Here is a 16,023-nt window from a genome sequence, read left to right on the forward strand (position 1 = left end):
CCTTTCCGCTTAAAACAAAAAACATTTTCCTATTAGAACAGGAAGAGAAAATGCCGCATTTACGGAAAAACTTAGCCCGGATCGGAACGGCGCGGAGCGTTCAAAAGCGGGAAAAACTTTTCCGCTTTTGAATGAAGCGTGAGCGGAACCGTGAAGAAGCCGGTTTGTGGCTGTGGTGCGCTCCTTTAAAATAAAAAAAAACGATGATTTTGACTGATTTTCAAAACCACCGTTTTTTTAGTTTTTATATTTTTTTTAGGCTTTTTTGTAAGCGTCAAACTGTTCAAGCACGTTCTTGTCTTTTTTTGTAATTAACGAAACTGCTACGGCAAGAACAAGGCAAACTACAAATCCTGGAACTATTTCGTAAAGATTGAAAATTCCGCCCGAAAGTTTGTGCCATATTACTACGACAACGCCGCCGCCGATAAGTCCAGCAATTGCGCCTTTTGCTGTCAATCCGCGCCAATAAAGCGAAAGAAGAACCAGCGGTCCAAATGTTGCGCCAAACCCAGCCCAGGCATAAGAAACCAGACCAAAAATCGAAGAATTCGGATTAAGCGAAAGCAAAAGTGCAATCAGGGCAATCAAAAATACTGTAAAGCGGCTTACGTTCAAAACTTCTTTTTCGCTCGCATTCTTTTTTATAATGCCCTTATAAATGTCCTGTCCAACAGCAGAAGAGGCCGCCAAAAGCTGTGAATCAGCGGTTGACATTGAAGCCGCCAAAATTGCGCAAAGGAAAATTCCTGCAATAAAAGCTGGATAAATATTCTGCATTGTTACTGAAAAAATCGTTTCGGCGTCGCCAGTCGCTTTTACGCCTTCAACAACTGTTCCTGCATCAAGACCAAGGATAATTCCGTGCTTTAATAAGAAAGCAGTTCCAACCGTTCCGATTACAAATGTTCCAATGTAAGAAATTACCATCCACGAAATGCCTATTCTGCGTGCTTTTGTGATTGATTCTGGAGAATCAATTCCCATAAATCTTACGATAATATGTGGCATTCCAAGATAACCAAGTCCCCACGCTAAAGCAGAAACAATTTTCATTGCGCTGTAACTTTTGTTTGCGACAAATACATTTTTGATAGTTTCGCCAAAATTTCCGGCAACAGCCTGCGCATCAAAACTCTGAACACTTGCCAGAGCCGCCGAAGGTCCTCCCAACGAAATTACGGCAATTGTTCCAGAAATTACGATTGCAAAGAAAATGAGCGCTCCCTGAATAAAATCCGTCGTACAAACGGCAATATATCCGCCTGTAATCGTGTAGCATAAAATTACGACAAGACCGATTGCAAGACCAGCATGATACGGAAGTCCAAAAACCGAATTAAAAAGCTTTGCACAGGCAACAAAACCCGAAGCTGTATAAATCGTAAAGAAGAATACGATAAGAATTACGGAAATAACCGAAAGAAGGTTGCTCTTGTCGTTCAGACGATTTTTAAAAAATTCAGGAATCGTAATCGAGTCGCCGAACGAAACCGAACATTTGCGCAAAGGCTTAGCAACAAAAAGCCAGCTAATGTAAGTTCCAACGCACAAACCAAGCGCAGTCCAAAAAGTTTCTTTTACGCCGCCAAGATAGCAAAGGCCTGGAAGCCCCATCAAAAGCCAGGCAGAAGAGTCCGAAGCTTCAGCCGAAAGCGCAGTTACCCAAGGACCAACATTTCGTCCACCAAGAAAAAAGTCCGAAGAAGTGTTGTTTTTGTTTGTATTACTCAAACCAACATAAATCATCACGCCCAAATAAAGAACAAAAGCGCTGATTTTTGCTATCAACGTCCAATCCATAAGCACTCCCAAAAAATCCGGTTTTTCCAGATTTTTGTCTTTTAATCATTTTGTTTCTATATAACAATACAATTTTACAGAAAATATCGTGTTTATTCAATTAAAACAAAAAAACTTATAATTATAAAATGGAGCGCATTTTTCTCTCAAACCGTCCCTGCGCAGTTCCGCCTTTGCTCCATTAAAAAGCGCAGGACGCTTTTTAACGCTTCGCGCTGCTCCGGCACGGGCTAAGTTTTGCGTTCTTAAAAGTTTTATCGTTTTTTTTTTGCATTTTGCGGTCAGTTCAATTTTGACCGCTTAAAAACTAAAGAAAAAGCCTAAAAACTTTTGAACCGCGCTTTTCGTTCCACATTTTCCGGCGTTTTTCTGGAAGAGAGTCAACCGAATCAGCTTTAAAACCCTGACTTTCAAACCAGTCGGCGGTTTGCGTCGTTAAAATAAAAATGCTTTCAAGATTTATCGTTTTTGCTTTTTCGATAAGATAAGCAATCATTTTTGGTCCAATTCCAATATGCGCAAAAGTTTTATCAACCGCAACAGCCGCTATTTCTGCCTGTGTCCTGTCGTAAATATGCAGGGCAGAGCAGGCGCGAACCGCACCGTCAATTTCAAAAACAATGTAATCGCTGTAAGACGCTTCGAGTTGCTCTTCTGTGCGAGGAAGCAAAATTCCGTCCAAAACAAAAGGCCTTATTATCGAAAGCACCTGAGAAATATCTTCGCGTCGCATTGCCCGGATTTTTCCGTAATCCGATGAATAAACCATCGTTCCAGAACCCAGATTGCTGAAAATTTCGCACGGCAAAGTTCCGTCAACACTGCCGTTCAAAATATGCGCACGAGCAACACCTTTTTTACACGCTTCTTTGGAAAGCCTTAAAATCGAAATTATATTTTTGCGCAAGGCGTTTTCTTTTTCAAAAAGAGTTTTTTTGTCAGAAGCTTTTAATTTTTCTTCACCTTCATTAACCGAAATAAATTCTTCAGCTTCTTCAATATTCAAAGCCGGCACATGACCTTCCGGCGAGAGTCCAATTCCCTCAGGAAGTTTAAAATTTTTTTCTGTAACTTCGCCATCTGGCACAAGAAAAAACAGTTTGTCCGCCTTCAAATGAACAGCCAGCTGAGTTGCAAGCTGCATCGAAGAAATATTGTAAGGTTTTCCGTTCAGACTCCAGCCAATACACGGAAAAATCGGAATAAACCCGTCTTCCAAAACAGTTTTCAGGCTCAAATCATCAATTTTGTCAATTTCGCCGGCCGTTCCAAAATCAATTCCGTTTATAACGCCTTTTCCGCGCGCCCGAACCCAGTTTCCGATTACGGCAGTTATGTGCTCTCCTGCAAGGCTTGTCATAACGTTGTTTGCAACTTCAAAGGCGGCGGTTTTTATAAGTTCCATTGCCTGCGGAGAAGTAATCCGACTTCCGTTACAACTCGTCCATTCAATTGAATTTTTTGAAAGAATTCCATCAATTCTTTTATGCGCACCGGGAACCAAAAGAACTTTCAATCCAGACTGCTTTATAAGCCCAATATCGTGAATATGGCTCGTAAACATTGGCGAATCTATAATTCTATCGTCAATATAAATTACGACAATCGCGTTGTTAAACCTTCCAATATACCGGATTACATCGCGAATACTGTCCGCCCTTTCTTGAATCGATTTTTCAGCCTGCGTCATATTTTTCCCTTAAAGATTTTCGTTTTCTTCTATTTTATTATTTTGCATAGAAAAAACGCAACCACAATAATCCTGCCGCCAAAGCCCATACTCGTCCGAAAGTTGCGTGCTCCTTAAAAATCCGCCTTTTTTCTTAAAATCCGAAACCAAAAATCTCGTCTGTGCAAAACCGTCATTTTTCGCCTTTTCCAGCGCAATTCCGATTTCGTTTATCATCTGGCTGTCTTTATGCGGACTTATGCTCAAAGTTGTCGTAAACCAGTCAAAACCATTCTTACATGCAAAATCCCAGGAACGGCTCATTCTCAACCGATAGCAGCGTCGGCATCGTTCTCCGCGTTCCCTTTCCTTTTGAAGCTCAACTTCGTTTCTGACATTTGTCGCAGCAAAAAAATCTTCCGGATTATAATCATCAACAACGAGTTTAACCTTATTTTTTAAGGCATTAGGAAAAACCGTCAAAAACTTTTTTAATTCTTCAAGCCGCCTAAAATATTCATTTTCGGGATGAATATTCGGATTATAATAGTAAATCGTTATATCAAAAATTCCAGAAAGATACTCGATTACATAACTGCTACAAGGTCCGCAACAAGCATGCAGCAAAAGCGAAGGTTTAATTCCATCCTGATTCTGCGAAAATTGCGAAATTATTTTTTCAAGCTCTTTTTGATAATTTATTTTTTCCATTTTTGGGGAATTTTCGGGCGTCATTTTTCTGCCAGTTTTAAGACTTTTTTTTTGCGTTTTTTTTAACCGTCAGACCGGCCGCTCTGGCTTCGCTCACGCTCATTGCCTACGGCAACTTCGGCCGTCGCGTCCGCCGCAGCATTGTTCGTTCCGCTTTTTAAAGTTGCAAAAGGGCTTAAAGATAAAACTTATCAAAAAGCCCGGATTCAGCAACAGATTCTAAAAGAATTATTTTTCTGGTAAGACTTTACGAATTTTTACTGCAACTAAATCAAAACAAATTTATAACAGAATATTTTAATTTAACAGGCAACACCTTGCGCTTTTTCAAGAAAAACCGACAAATTTTTTTACGCTTTTAAAAGTCCTTTTACAAATTTTCTGTCAGCCATTTTTTCGGCTTCTTTGTAAAAAATCGCAACGTTTCCAATTATACGCACAAGAGTCGAGTCTGTTTTTTCTTCAATCGTTCTTGCAAGTTCTTTTTTTTCATCTTTAAACTCGTTAAATTTTACTTTAATGAGTTCGTGAATTTTTATAACTGCCTGAATTTGCTTTATCTGCTCTTCTGTCACTCCGGCACCACCAATCAAAACAAGAGGCGACATTGGCTGAGCGGATTTTTCCAAGAATTTTCTCTGTTTGCTAGTTAATTCAATCATAAAAGAAATAATATCTTTTGTAGAAAAAAATATCAATTAAAGAGATTTTTCGCTTAGTAAACCGCAACTTATTGGTTATTTCGATACATTTTCAACAATAAGTAAGTCTGTTTTTGTAAGTAATTCCGATATAAATTTCTAAAATGAACAGCGATAAAAGTCTTGGCGAAATAATCAGTGACAACGTCAAAAGAATCAGACACGAAAGGCACATTACACAAGAAAAATTATCCGAAAAAAGCGGTGTTGCTGTAAACACAATCCGCAACCTGGAAAAAGGGCGTTGGCCGTCTGCCCACACTTTAACAGCGATTTCCAAAGCCCTAAACATCGATGCAAAATTTCTTTTAAGTTACGATTCCGACCAAATGTATTTAAAGGAAGAACTTCAGTTAAAATTAAATCAGGCGATTGAATTTATTTTGGACAAGCCGTCTTCAAATCTATATTCGCTAAACCACGTTTCTGACAGAAATAAAAAATAATCTCTCTCTTTTAACTTTCTTAAAGCTGTGCAAGCCTCGCGAAGCTTTTGCTTTTGTGGACAGCAAAGTTTTAATTCGATATAATTTTTCTATTATTTTAAAGGCAATTAAACGCGAAAATTAGAGGAAAATCATGCCAAAAATTGAAGTAAACGAAAATCTGTTTTTTAATCTTCTTGGAAAAAAATACGACTTTGACACCTTGGAAAAAAAGCTTACTTTTGCTAAAGCTGAACTCGATGAAAAACCAGATATGTCTCAGCCGGAAAATGAACGCGTTATTAAAATCGAATTAAACGACACAAACCGTCCTGACCTTTGGTCGACTGGTGGCGTTACCCGTCAGCTCCGTATTCATGAAGGCGCAAAACGCTCAAATTATTCTTCTTTTTTGTCTAAAAAAGACAGTATAAAAGATTGCGCAAACCGCGTAATTACGGTTGATCCAGAAATGAAAAATATTCGTCCGTATATGGTAAGTTTTGTAATTTCTGGAAAACCAATCGATGATCCAATGCTAAAAGACATTATCCAGACTCAGGAAAAACTCTGCTGGAACTTTGGTCGCAAGCGCCGTTCAATTTCTATGGGCGTTTACAGAATGGCTGATATTAAGTGGCCTTGTCATTACAAGGCTGTTGATCCTGACAAGACTTCTTTTGTTCCTTTGCAGTGTGAGCAGCCTATGACTTGCCGTCAGATTTTAACTGAACACCCAAAAGGTAAGGATTTTGGCTGGATTATTAAAGATTTGCCGAAATTTCCGCTTTTGACAGACGACACTGACGAAGTTCTTTCGATGGCTCCTGTTATCAATTCCGCAACACTTGGAGCAGTGCAGGTTGGCGACAAAGACCTTATGGTTGAGCTTACTGGCGACAACATGGAAAACCTTATGCTTTCTGCAAATATTGTTGCCTGCGACTTTTTTGATGCAGGTTATGAAATTTTGCCAGTAAAAGTTGTTCACCCATACGAAACCGCACTCGGAAAAGAGGTTGTTGCTCCGTTCTATTTCCAGCCATCAACAAAAACAACACTTGCGGCAATCAATAAAAAACTTGGATGCGATTTGACAAAAGATGAAGTTTTGGATGCGCTTGCCAGAATGGACAACGATGTTTCTGCCAAAGATTTTGACGCTTCTGAAAAAACTGCATCTTATCTCAAAGCAAATAAAAACGATGTTGAATTTGTTCTCAATCCACCTCCATACAGAAACGACTTTTTACACGAAGTTGATATAATCGAAGATGTCATGATTGGCGTTGGCCTGGACAATTTTAAACCTGTTCGTCCAAGCGATTTTACAGTTGGACAGCTTTCTGACGTTACGCTTTTTAGCCGCAAGGCAAAAGAAATTATGGTCGGTCTTGGTTATCAGGAAATGATTTTTAACTATCTTGGTTCAAAACGCGACTATATCGACCGCATGTGCGTAAGTTCAGAAAATGTAATCGAAATTTCAAACCCTATGAGCGAAAACTATCAGTTTGTTCGTCCTTCAATCATTGCTTCTTTGCTGAGAGCAGAAAGCCAGGCTGGACAGGCCGTGTTCCCTCACAAAATTTTCGAAATCGGAAAAGTTGCTTTCTTGGATTCAAGCGAAAACACTGGAACAAAAACAATTCAGTCGCTTGGATTTATGACAGCCTGCAACAATGCAAACTTTAACAGTCTTGCAAGCGAAGTAAGCACACTTCTTTACCTTCTCGACCACAAATATGACGTAAAAGAAGTTGAAGACCCTCGCTTTATTCCTGGAAGACAGGCCGCAATCATGCTCAACGGAAAACAAGTTGGTGTTTTTGGCGAAGTTCATCCGCAGGTTTTGGAAAACTGGGGAATTATTGTTCCTTGTGTTGCTGGCGAAATTGATATTGAATCACTCATGCCAAAAGAAAAACCACATTCAAAATCGGCAGAAAAAACAAAAAACGAGTCAAAACCAGCTGGAAATGTAAGCCCTGCAGAAACAGACCCGGCAGCTTACTTTAACAGCCACATTGAACTTTTAGTCGCAAAAATCGAAAAAGTTGAAACCAATCCTCAGGGCGACAAACTGTACGTCGAAACAATGGATGACGGTTCTGGAACACCAAGAATCATTCAATCTGGATTGCGCCCATATTTGAAGGAAGAAGAACTTCTCGGAAAACACGTAATTATTGCGGCAAACTTAGCTCCACGCAAAATGAAAGGTGTAGAAAGCCGTGGAATGTTGCTTGCCTGCGATTATACAGAAGACGGAAAAGAAAAAGTTGAACTTTTAACCGCCCCTTGGGCTGCTCCAGGAACTGTAATTTCTTTGGAAGGAAGTGAGCCTTGCGAAAAACCTGCAAAAATCGATATTGATAAGTTCTGCAAAGTAAGTTACAAAATCGAAAATCATAATTTTATGATTGCAGGAAAAAAAGCTCTCGCCGCTGGAAAAGAAATTACAACAGAAAAAGCAGACAATTGCGATGTAGAATAACCACTTCTCGGTTGCGCTTATCTTAAACAAAAAAACCGGAAAATAACCGGTTTTTTTGTTTTAAATTGCCTTTCCATTTAAAAATTTTTCTACAAGTTTTCCATTTTTGTAAATCAATTTGAGCGAAAAAAACGGCGCATTTGTGCGTAAAAGCCGGAGAAAAATTTCGTCTCCTTCCCAAAGTTCAAGACTTTCGATTTTTTCAAACGGAACCCATTCCAAACTGCCTTCGTTACAATCAATGAGATTTCCTTCAAATTTGTCGGAAGTGTAAAGACACATATATTCGGCGGGATCTTCGTCCGAAACAAAAGTGACGATTCCACGAAAAGCAAAGTTTTTGAGCGTAAGTCCGGTTTCTTCTTTAACTTCCCGTAAAAGACAGTCTTCCGGGCTTTCGTGATGCTCAAAATGACCGCCGACACCAATCCATTTGTCGTAATTTATGTCGTTCTGTTTTTTTACGCGGTGCAGCATAAGGTAAGAATTATTTTTTTCGATATAGCAAAGCGTTGTAAGTTGAGATTTCATAAAATTAATTATAGCACAAGCAAAACTGCAAAAAAATATAATTTACAATACCTTGCATTTTCTTGAAACTTTTTGATAAATCCTGTAGTATTCAATTTTAGTATGACTAGCAGCAATGTAAAAATATGTTCAACTCTCGTTACTAAAGTTTGCGGTCATATTGTTTTTATTTGCTAATTTGTCAGCCTGTTTCTTTTTGAAACGGGCTTTTTTTTTGAAAAACCGATACTTCCGGGTTTTAGGGCGGAGCCCTAGGAGAGGGGGTAGCGGAAAAGCCAACAAAGCACAGCGGCTTGGCTTTGGAGCGAGGGGGAGACTTCCCCCTCCTAAAAAAAATAAAATTGGTTTTTATAGGAGTAACATAGAATGAAAAGAGACGACATTAAGAAAGTCTTGATTATTGGTTCTGGCCCGATTGTTATTGGTCAGGCATGTGAATTTGACTATTCGGGAACTCAGGCTTGCAAAGCTTTGCGTGAACTCGGCTACAAGATTGTTTTGGTAAATTCAAACCCAGCTACAATTATGACCGACCCTGTTATGGCAGATGCTACTTATATCGAGCCGCTTAATGTTGAAAGAATCAGCCAGATTATCGAAAAAGAACGTCCAGATGCGCTTTTGCCAAACTTAGGCGGTCAGACTGGATTGAACATGGCAATGGAGCTTAACAAACTCGGTGTTCTCGACAAATATGGCGTAAAAGTAATCGGTGTAAACCTTGAAGCAATTGAACGTGGAGAAGACCGCGAAATTTTCAAGGAAACGATGAAAACTCTGGGAATCGATACTCCTCGTTCAGATATTTGCCACACTGTCGAAGGAGCTGAAAAAATTGCCGAAGAAATCGGCTTTCCTCTTGTTGTTCGCCCTGCATACACAATGGGCGGTGCTGGTGGCGGTTTTTGCTACAATGTTGAAGAATTACGCACAATCGTTGCAAATGGCCTGGAACTTTCGCTCACTCACCAGTGTTTGATTGAGGAATCTATTCTGGGCTGGGAAGAACTTGAAGTTGAAGTTGTCCGCGATGCAAAAAACCAGATGGTTGCAATCTGTACAATCGAAAATATTGATGCTGTCGGAGTTCACACTGGAGATTCTTTCTGCGCCGCTCCTTTTATGACAATTGACAAGGAACTCGAACAGAAACTTCAGAAAATGGCATTTAAAATCGTTGAAAGCATTGGTGTTATCGGCGGTACCAACGTTCAGTTTGCCCACAATCCAAAAACTGGAAGAATCGTAATCATCGAAATCAACCCAAGAACTTCACGCTCTTCTGCCCTTGCTTCTAAAGCAACAGGTTTCCCAATTGCCTTGATTTCTGCAAAACTTGCATCTGGAATGACTTTGGACGAAATCCCTTACTGGCGCGACGGAACTTTGGAAAAATACACTCTCGGTGGCGCTCCTGACGGAGATTATGTCGTTCTCAAATTCGCACGTTGGGCTTTCGAAAAATTCCGCGGGGCTAAGGACGAACTTGGAACTTCAATGAAGGCTGTCGGCGAAGTTATGGCAATCGGAAAGAATTTTAAAGAAACTTTCCAAAAAGCAATTCGCGGTCTCGAAAACGGACGCGCTGGTCTCGGCTTTGCAAAAGACTTTAACAAAAAATCTGCCGACGAACTTTGCGAAATGCTAAAAACCTCTTCTTCTGAAAGATATTTCCAACTTTATGAAGCAATCCGCAAAGGCGTTTCTCTTGAAACACTTTCAAAAATTACTTACGTAAAAGAATATTTCCTAAAAGAAATGAAGGAAATGGTTGACCTTGAAGAAGAAATGCTCAAAAATCCAGGACACGTTCCAGAAGACAAACTTTTGATTCAGGCAAAAAAAGACGGATTTAGCGACAAATATCTTTCAAAAATTCTCAAAGTTGCAGAAAAAGACATCCGCAAACGTCGCAACGAACTCGGAATAAAAGAAGCATGGCTCAGAGTTCCTGTAAGCGGAGTAGAAAATGCCTGCTATTATTACTCAACATACAACGCAAAAGAAGACACCTCTGTTGCCACTGACAACAAGAAAAAAGTAATGATTTTGGGAGGTGGGCCAAACAGAATCGGACAGGGAATCGAATTCGACTACTGCTGTTGCCACGCCGCAATGCAGCTCAAAGAACTCGGCTACGAAACAATCATCGTAAACTGCAACCCAGAAACAGTTTCTACCGATTACGACACTTCTGACAAACTTTACTTTGAACCAGTCACAACCGAAGACGTTCTTCAGATTTACGAAAAAGAAAAGCCTTTTGGCGTTATCGTTCAGTTTGGAGGACAGACTCCTCTCAATATTGCACGCGAACTTCAGGAAAACGGAGTAAATATCCTCGGAACTTCTATCGACTCGATCGATATTGCCGAAGACCGCGACTTGTTCCGCCACATGATGGAAAAACTTGAAATTCCAATGCCAGAAAGCGGAATGGCTGTTAATTTTGACGAAGCAAAGGCAATTGCAGACAAAATCGGCTACCCAATTATGATTCGTCCGTCATTTGTACTTGGTGGACGTGGAATGGAAGTTATCTACGACGAAAAAACATTGAGTGAATATGTTGAAAAGGCTGTCGGCGTAACTCCAGACCGTCCACTTTTAATCGACCGCTTCCTTAAAAATGCGCTCGAATGCGAAGCCGACGCTCTTGCAGATTCAGAACACGTTTATATTCCAGCAGTTATGGAACACATCGAGCTTGCAGGAATCCACTCGGGAGATTCTGCCTGCGTAATTCCTCCAGTTTCAATTCCTCTTGCAAATCTTGAAACAATCAAAGATTACACAAAGAAAATTGCCGAAGCTCTCCACGTTTGCGGTCTTATGAACATGCAGTACGCGATCGAAGACGGAAAAGTTTACGTAATCGAAGCAAATCCACGCGCAAGTCGTACCGTTCCTCTCGTTTCCAAAGTCTGCGACACCCAGATGGCTCGTCTTGCAACAAGAATGATGCTCGGAGAATCGTTAAAATCTCTCGGCCTCAAAGACAAGGTAATTCCATATTTTGGAGCAAAAGAAGCAGTTCTTCCGTGGGCAAGATTCCCAGGCGTTGACCCGATTCTTGGACCGGAAATGCGCTCAACAGGCGAAGTTCTCGGACTTTCAGACAACTTCCCTCTCGCATATTACAAGGCACAGGAAGCCGCAGGTTCAGAACTTCCACACGCTCCAGCTCCATGGGAAAACAAAAAAGTCCTCATTTCGCTCAGCGACAAAGAAAGCTTAAAAGGACAGGTTCTCTACATTGGAAAAACACTTTCTAAACTAGGATTTACCCTTGTATGTACACAGGGAACCGCCGAATTCTACAGAGAAAACGGAATTAAGTGCGAAGAAGTAAACAAGATTGGCGCAGGACGTCCAGACGTTGTAGACATAATTATGAATAAAGAAGTTTGCCTCGTAATCAACACACCAAAGGCAAAACGCAATTATGCCGAAGACAGAAAGACAATCCGCAAAGCCTGTCTTAAATACAAAGTTCCTTACATTACGACATTAGCAGGCGCTTATGCCGCAGTACAGGGAATTGAAGCCGTTAAAACAGGAAAAGGCGGTGAAGGCGGAGTAAAATCATTGCAGGAATACCATGCAATGATAAAACGCTAAAATTCGGACAAGAGGCTGTAAGAGCGCGCAAAGCGCGTTGCGGAACGAAGTGAAGCAATGCAGGCGAAAGCCGGAACTCTGAAAGACTCGGTTTTGGACTGTCCAAAAACAAAAAAATGCAAAAGTTGCGTCGTCAAATGAAAATTTTGACCAAACGCAACAACGGCATAAAAAAATTGGACAGTCCAAAATGGCCCCAATAAAAAAGTTTAAAGTTTTCCCCAAAAATACAGCAATTTCTAAAAAATCTTCAAAATTGCCGTAAAATTACGAGGCATTCAAAAATGAAAGATTTTACAGTCGGAAAAACATATCCGCAGCTTATAAACTACGCAATTCCCTTGATTTTGGGAAATTTTTTTCAATTAACTTACAATGCAGTTGATTCGATAATTCTCGGTCGTTTTGCAGGAAAAGAATGTCTTGCCGCCGTCGGAATCGCAAATCCCGTAATGAACATCATGATTTTTCTTATCGTTGGAATCTGCCTTGGCGCCAGCATAATCATGTCGGAATTTTACGGTGCAAAAGACGAAAAAAAACTTAAAAACGAAATCAGCACTACAATAGCAATCGGTTTTTGCTTTACACTTGTTGTAAGCGCCGCATGCTTTATTTTTGTAAAACAACTTTTACGTGCAATCCGTTGTCCAGAAGATTTAATCGAACATACAGCAAATTACCTCCGCGTCGTATTCGCTGGACTAATCTTTACTTTTTTTTACAACGTTTACGCTTCCGCCCTGCGTGCTGCCGGAGACTCAACTTCTCCAATCATCTGCGTTGCAATAAGCGCAATTTTTAACGGAATTCTTGACTATTTTCTAGTTGCTGTCTGCGGTCTTGAAATGCACGGAGCAGCTTATGCAACAGTTGCTTCTCAGTTAATCAGCTGCATTCTGATAATCGCCTATGTTTACAAAAAAGTTCCGCTTCTCGCACTAAAACCTCGGGAATTTAAGGTTGAACGCTCACTCATCTTGCGAACAGTCAATTATTCCTGGGCAACAGCCTTACAGCAATGCGTTTTGTATGTCGGAAAACTTTTGGTTCAGTGCGCAGTCAATCCTCTCGGAGTTGATGCAATCGCAACTTTCAACGCTGGAACAAAAATTGACGATTTCTGCTACCAGCCGACACAAAGCATTGGACACACAATCACAACCTTTATGGCACAAAACCGCGGAGCAAAAAAACCGGCTCGTCAGCGCGAAGGTTTTTTAAAAGGTTTTTCACTCGAATGGATTTATATTATCGTTACAGCAATTCTGGTTCTCCTTTTTAAAAAGCAATTGATTTTACTTTTTGCAGGACGAAACGAAAGCGAAGTTTTGCGTCTTGGCGAAAAATATCTTTTTGTCATGGCCTGCCTTTACTTTTTGCCGGCAACCACCAACGGAATTCAGGCATTTTTCCGCGGAACAGGCGACATAAAAATAACCGTAATCTCAACAACATCCCAGATAATTTTCCGCGTAATTTTCAGTTTTATTTTCTGCAAAATGTTTGGAATTATAGGAACAGCCTACGCCTGTCTCGCTGGCTGGATTGCAATGCTCGCGGTTGAACTTCCAATTTTCTTTTTCGCCTGGAAAAATCTAAAAAAAGAAAGTCAGGGCGATTCTCAATAAAAACTAAGCGTTTTTATTGAGCCGGGCTTTTGCGTTATAAAATTGCTCCGCAATTTTTCCGTTCAGCCGCGCAAACGCGTCCGAACCGCTTACGCGGCTAGCAATCCCTAACGCATACAAAAAAAACTGCAACCTTTTTACAAAAAGAGTGTCTAATTTTTCAGAAAACAAATTCACAAAAATGCGAGGAAAATTATGACACACAAAACAGAAAACAAAGTTTTTGAACCAAACAAGAATTCACCTGTCAAACCTTACACTTTGGGCGAAGAAATTTTCAATTCCGTAAGCCATGGAGCAGGTTCACTTCTGGCAATTGCAGCAATAGTACTTTTAATTGTTTTTTCGCCAAAAAGACCAATAGTCATTACAAGTGTTTCCATTTACGGCGCATCAATGCTTCTTCTTTACACAATGTCTTGTCTTTACCATGCTTTTACAAATATGCGCGTAAAAAAAGTATTCCAGATTTTTGACCATGTTTCGATTTATCTTTTAATTGCAGGAACATACACGCCATATTGCCTTGTAAATCTCGGCGGAGCGTTCGGATGGACAATGTTTGGAATAATCTGGGGGCTTGCCACCTTAGGAATTACAATCTACTCAGTTTTTGGCAATAAAATGCGAAAAATCAGTTCAATCACTTATATTTTAATGGGCTGGCTTGTTTTAGTCGCTTTTATTCCATTAAAAAACGCACTGCCAAAATTCAGTTTTTCAATGCTGATTTGGGGCGGACTTATTTATACAGTCGGATTTGCATTTTACAGCGCAAAAGGCGTAAAATGGGCACATTCAATCTTCCATCTTTTTGTAATCGCAGGAAGCGTCCTTCACTTTTTTTCTGTCTTTTTTGCAATGAAATCTGCATAAAATTTTACAAAAGAGTCGCGTAAATTCTGTTAAAAATGAATTTACTTCGACTCTTTGTCAAAAGCCTTTTCCAAACTTTCGCTGATTTTTTGCAGTTGACTTTCGTTCGTAATATGGAATTTCGCCAAAACTTCCTGATCAAACTGATAAAAATCAATATCTTTTTCCTGATAATGAGCAAGCATATCCGAAAGATAAACAATTTCTGTCAGTTTTTTTACATTTTCTGGAGCGAGATCTGGCTCGTGATGATGCCGAATTACAGAAACAATAACTTCCGGGAAATTCCATTTCTCTGCGATTAGGGCACCGATTTCTCCATGGTTTACACCAGCAACGAGTTTTTCAAAAATATCCGGCTGAATTCCTTTTTGAGCGCAAATGTCTTTTATTCGGTTTATGTATGCAGGATGAGTTGTTTCAAAAATCAATTTTCCCATATCGTGCAAAAGACCGCAGATATAAGAGTCTTCGACTATAGTCCTGTTTGAAGAACAAAAATTTCTTGCAAGATTGTAAGTATAAAAAGCTACGCGGTAAGCGTGTGTCCACAATGTTTTTGTTTCTTCACCAAGTGTATTCAAAACATTCATCGAACTTACAGAAAGAATCATATTTTTTATTCCGCGAATTCCGACAAGTTTAACAGCGTCAGAAATACTTCGGCAAGGAGAAGCAAGAGCAAAAGTTGCAGAATTTACAAGTTTTAACAAATCGGAAGTAAGAGAAATGTCGCTGGAAATAAGCGTAGCAATTTCGCTCATTTTTGAGTCAGGATTGTTTAAAAGACGGTTTATCCGCATAACAGAATCTGGAAACTGTGGCAATTCATCAATCAAATTGACAAATTCGCGGCTTACAACGCTCAAATTCTTTTGTGTTTTTTCGTCTAGCGGAAGAATTATTCTTGTAATAGTTTCGCCATTTTCGCACAAAATCTGGAAATTTTCTTCTGTAAGTCCAATTTTTTCCAGCATCAAAATCATAATTATAAGCCCAAGTCCAGCACCCTCTGTTTCGTCAAGAACCTGGGTCATTGCCTGATCAACCGAAGTATACTGCTGAGCACGGCTGAGTTTGTCATGCATTCGTTTGTATTCTTCAACTGTCAATTCTGAATTATTGCGAACTTCAATTTTGATTTTATTGTTGCGCGCCTGAAGAACAAGTTTTACGTAAAGTCCGGCTTTTTTTTGCAAATCAAGATAATAGCGAATATTAGAGAGCGTCTCTGCCTTAAAAGTTTTTATACCTTCAGAATATTGTTCTTCGTTAAAAATATCGAGATTCTTCTGCTTAAAAAAGATTCTCTTTGTATTTGCTTTTTTACTGTTTACCAAAAGTTCGTTTAAACAATACGTCAAATACTCTGACATTTGGTCTTGATTCAATTCGTTTAAAAACGCCTTCAACACAGAATCGATATACGCTTCCATTTCCCTCGGAAGTGTATAAGTCGTTATCGAAAGAGGAATTCCAGCCCTTATGGCCATTTTGATTTTTGACAAATCAAGTTTTACTTTTTTAACAGGTGGCATAACTATTTATAGATTATAAC

Annotated in this window: 11 protein-coding genes; 5 read left to right on the forward strand and 6 right to left on the reverse strand. The window is 39.7% G+C overall.

Annotated elements, in window-relative coordinates; all coding sequences use genetic code 11:
* Nucleotides 1–255: 255 nt before the first annotated feature.
* The 4 genes from putP to ACT6XC_RS03030 form a co-directional block, all read right to left on the reverse strand.
* Nucleotides 256–1,803, reverse strand: a complete 1,548-nt coding sequence (gene putP, locus ACT6XC_RS03015) for a sodium/proline symporter PutP (protein WP_443740745.1) — start codon at nt 1,801–1,803, stop codon at nt 256–258.
* Nucleotides 1,804–2,110: 307 nt separating this feature from the next.
* On the reverse strand, nt 2,111–3,493 hold the full coding sequence (gene argA, locus ACT6XC_RS03020; protein ID WP_443740746.1) for an amino-acid N-acetyltransferase: 1,383 nt from the start codon (nt 3,491–3,493) through the stop codon (nt 2,111–2,113).
* A 9-nt stretch (nt 3,494–3,502) separates the two neighbouring features.
* On the reverse strand, nt 3,503–4,183 hold the full coding sequence (locus ACT6XC_RS03025) for an epoxyqueuosine reductase QueH (protein ID WP_443740747.1): 681 nt from the start codon (nt 4,181–4,183) through the stop codon (nt 3,503–3,505).
* A 350-nt stretch (nt 4,184–4,533) separates the two neighbouring features.
* Complete coding sequence (locus ACT6XC_RS03030; protein ID WP_443740748.1) at nt 4,534–4,845, reverse strand: YhbY family RNA-binding protein; 312 nt, start codon at nt 4,843–4,845, stop codon at nt 4,534–4,536.
* A 143-nt stretch (nt 4,846–4,988) separates the two neighbouring features.
* Between ACT6XC_RS03030 and ACT6XC_RS03035 the strand changes: the two genes are divergently transcribed.
* Both ACT6XC_RS03035 and pheT read left to right on the forward strand, forming a co-directional pair.
* On the forward strand, nt 4,989–5,330 hold the full coding sequence (locus tag ACT6XC_RS03035; protein ID WP_443740749.1) for a helix-turn-helix domain-containing protein: 342 nt from the start codon (nt 4,989–4,991) through the stop codon (nt 5,328–5,330).
* A gap of 133 nt (nt 5,331–5,463) precedes the next feature.
* Nucleotides 5,464–7,806: a phenylalanine--tRNA ligase subunit beta gene (gene pheT / locus ACT6XC_RS03040; RefSeq protein WP_443740750.1), complete on the forward strand. Its 2,343-nt coding sequence runs from the start codon at nt 5,464–5,466 to the stop codon at nt 7,804–7,806.
* 60 nt (nt 7,807–7,866) lie between these two features.
* Here pheT and ACT6XC_RS03045 read toward each other — a convergent pair whose 3' ends face one another.
* Nucleotides 7,867–8,337 carry an NUDIX hydrolase gene (locus tag ACT6XC_RS03045; protein WP_443740751.1) on the reverse strand — a complete coding sequence of 157 codons (471 nt, stop codon included), beginning with the start codon at nt 8,335–8,337 and terminating at the stop codon, nt 7,867–7,869.
* Nucleotides 8,338–8,703: 366 nt separating this feature from the next.
* Between ACT6XC_RS03045 and carB the strand changes: the two genes are divergently transcribed.
* The 3 genes from carB to trhA all read left to right on the forward strand — a co-directional run bounded on the left by carB (nt 8,704) and on the right by trhA (nt 14,465).
* Nucleotides 8,704–11,958, forward strand: coding sequence for a carbamoyl-phosphate synthase large subunit (gene carB, locus ACT6XC_RS03050; RefSeq protein ID WP_443740752.1), 3,255 nt, complete (start codon nt 8,704–8,706; stop codon nt 11,956–11,958).
* Nucleotides 11,959–12,185: 227 nt separating this feature from the next.
* Nucleotides 12,186–13,589, forward strand: a complete 1,404-nt coding sequence (locus tag ACT6XC_RS03055; protein ID WP_443740799.1) for an MATE family efflux transporter — start codon at nt 12,186–12,188, stop codon at nt 13,587–13,589.
* A gap of 195 nt (nt 13,590–13,784) precedes the next feature.
* A complete protein-coding gene (gene trhA, locus ACT6XC_RS03060) occupies nt 13,785–14,465 on the forward strand; it encodes a PAQR family membrane homeostasis protein TrhA (protein ID WP_443740753.1) in 681 nt (226 codons plus the stop codon).
* A 41-nt stretch (nt 14,466–14,506) separates the two neighbouring features.
* Here trhA and ACT6XC_RS03065 read toward each other — a convergent pair whose 3' ends face one another.
* A complete protein-coding gene (locus tag ACT6XC_RS03065) occupies nt 14,507–16,003 on the reverse strand; it encodes an HDOD domain-containing protein (protein WP_443740754.1) in 1,497 nt (498 codons plus the stop codon).
* Nucleotides 16,004–16,023 lie beyond the last annotated feature (20 nt).

It is taken from the genome of Treponema berlinense (genome assembly GCF_052273165.1).
GTDB classification, from domain to species: Bacteria; Spirochaetota; Spirochaetia; order Treponematales; family Treponemataceae; genus Treponema_D; species Treponema_D berlinense_A.

What these genes read in the sequence shown, in the direction of transcription:
- putP (WP_443740745.1), bottom strand. Translation starts at nt 1,803, where the DNA reads ATGGATTGGACGTTGATAGCAAAAATCAGCGCTTTTGTTCTTTATTTG.
- argA (WP_443740746.1), bottom strand. Translation starts at nt 3,493, where the DNA reads ATGACGCAGGCTGAAAAATCGATTCAAGAAAGGGCGGACAGTATTCGC.
- ACT6XC_RS03025 (WP_443740747.1), bottom strand. Translation starts at nt 4,183, where the DNA reads ATGGAAAAAATAAATTATCAAAAAGAGCTTGAAAAAATAATTTCGCAA.
- ACT6XC_RS03030 (WP_443740748.1), bottom strand. Translation starts at nt 4,845, where the DNA reads ATGATTGAATTAACTAGCAAACAGAGAAAATTCTTGGAAAAATCCGCT.
- ACT6XC_RS03035 (WP_443740749.1), top strand. Translation starts at nt 4,989, where the DNA reads ATGAACAGCGATAAAAGTCTTGGCGAAATAATCAGTGACAACGTCAAA.
- pheT (WP_443740750.1), top strand. Translation starts at nt 5,464, where the DNA reads ATGCCAAAAATTGAAGTAAACGAAAATCTGTTTTTTAATCTTCTTGGA.
- ACT6XC_RS03045 (WP_443740751.1), bottom strand. Translation starts at nt 8,337, where the DNA reads ATGAAATCTCAACTTACAACGCTTTGCTATATCGAAAAAAATAATTCT.
- carB (WP_443740752.1), top strand. Translation starts at nt 8,704, where the DNA reads ATGAAAAGAGACGACATTAAGAAAGTCTTGATTATTGGTTCTGGCCCG.
- trhA (WP_443740753.1), top strand. Translation starts at nt 13,785, where the DNA reads ATGACACACAAAACAGAAAACAAAGTTTTTGAACCAAACAAGAATTCA.
- ACT6XC_RS03065 (WP_443740754.1), bottom strand. Translation starts at nt 16,003, where the DNA reads ATGCCACCTGTTAAAAAAGTAAAACTTGATTTGTCAAAAATCAAAATG.